The 1,688-nt window shown below is 66.5% G+C and carries 2 protein-coding genes; both read right to left on the bottom strand.

All coding sequences use genetic code 11. The features are described 5' to 3' along the window. A partial coding sequence (locus tag FPZ41_RS46365; protein WP_152870892.1) for a carbohydrate ABC transporter permease occupies positions 1-858 on the bottom strand: 858 nt, incomplete at its 3' end. Between the two features lie 6 nt (positions 859-864). Beyond that, positions 865-1,688 (bottom strand): carbohydrate ABC transporter permease (locus tag FPZ41_RS46360; RefSeq protein WP_152870891.1); only part of this gene is annotated, 824 nt, incomplete at its 5' end.

The raw sequence follows: 1,688 nt of genomic DNA, 5'->3' as shown, positions 1-1,688 counted from the left end.
ACCCAACGCAAACCCCCCACCCAACCGCCGAGCCACCAGCACATACAGCACCAGCACCGGCGACGAGTAGATCACCGAGAACGCCGCCAGTTGCCCATACACCACCATCCCCCGGTTGCCGAAGAACTCGTTGATGCTCACGGCGGCGGGCATCTGGTCCGGTGTCAGCAGCAGCATGAACGGGACGAAGAAGTTCCCCCACATCATCACGAAGCAGAAGACCGTCACCACGGCCACACCCGGACCCATCAGCGGCAGCACGATCCGTAGCAGCGACTGCGACGACGACGCTCCGTCCGTCCACGCGGCCTCCTCCAGCTCCTTCGGGACGCCGTCCATGAAGTTCTTCATCAGCCAGATGGCGAACGGGAGTTGAGAGGCGGCGAAGAAGAAGATCGTGCCCTGCATGGTGTCGATGAGGTTCACCTGCACGAACAGGGCGTACACCGGGACCATGATCGCCGTGATCGGCAGGCTCGTCGCGAAGAGGATCGTCAGCAGGAACGGGCGGTTGAGGCGGGAGCGGAAGCGGGACAGCGGGTACGCCGCCAGGGCCGCGCACACCACCGTCAGGAGGGTTCCGCCGCCGCACAGGATCAGGCTGTTGAGGAGGGGGGTGAACGTGATGTCCGGGGTGAGGACGGCGTCGAAGTTGGACAGGTTCAGGCCGTCCGGAGCCTTCACCCTCAGGTCAGCGTTCGGGTCGACGGAGGACAGGAGCACCCAGGCGAGCGGGAGGGCGAAAGCGGCGGCCACGGCGAGGAGGCCGATGTCGGCCGCGAGACGGTGGGCCGTGCGGCGGTTGCTCAGCGTGCGGGGGCTTCTCGGCGTGCGATGGTTGCTCAGCGTGCGGGGCATGGCGGCTCAGACCTCCGTCCGGAGCAGGCGCAGGTAGATGACCGAGAAGAACGAGCCGATCAGGAGCAGCAGCAGGGCCACGGCCGTGCCGTAGCCGATCATGCTGTTCTGGAAGGCCTGTTCGTACATGAAGAGCGGGAGCGTCTGGCTCTTGTCGCCGGGGCCGCCACGGGTCATCACCCAGATCAGGCCGAAGACCGACAGGGTCTGGAGCGTGTTCAGCATCAGGTTCGTGCCGATGGAACGCCGGATCATCGGGAGCGTGATGTGCCACAGCCGGCGCCAGCCGCCCGCGCCGTCGACCTCGGCCGCCTCCGTGATCTCCTTGGGGATCTCGTTCAGGGCCGCCGAGTAGACCAGCATGGAGAAGGCCGTGCCCCGCCAGACGTTCGCGAACGACACCGCCAGGATCGGAAGCGTGAACAGCCAGTTCTGGGACGGGAGATGGAGCCAGTCCAGGATGGCGTTCAGGGTGCCCTCGCGGCGGAAGAAGGCGTACAGGAGGAAACCGGCCACGACCTCCGGCAGCACCCACGCCGTGATCACGATCCCGCCCACGAGCGTACGGACCGGCTTCGACGCCCGCTGCATCAGCGACGCCAGCGCCAGTCCGAGCGTGTTCTGTCCGATCAGCGAACTCAGCACCGTGAACACCAGCGTCAGCCACACGGCGTTGCGGAACGCCCTGTCCTCGAACGCCGTACGGAAGTTGTCCAGGCCGACGAACGACGACTGGGCCTGGCCGGTGAGCTGGAGGTCGGTGAACGCGATGTACGCGCAGTACGCGATCGGGCCCGCGAGGAACAGCAGCAGGAGGACGAGGGCGGGAG

The organism is Streptomyces acidicola, assembly GCF_009377235.1.
Taxonomy (GTDB): Bacteria; Actinomycetota; Actinomycetes; order Streptomycetales; family Streptomycetaceae; genus Streptomyces; species Streptomyces acidicola.
Note: the sequence above shows the minus strand (reverse complement) of the source record. Positions and strands in the feature narration are given on the sequence as shown.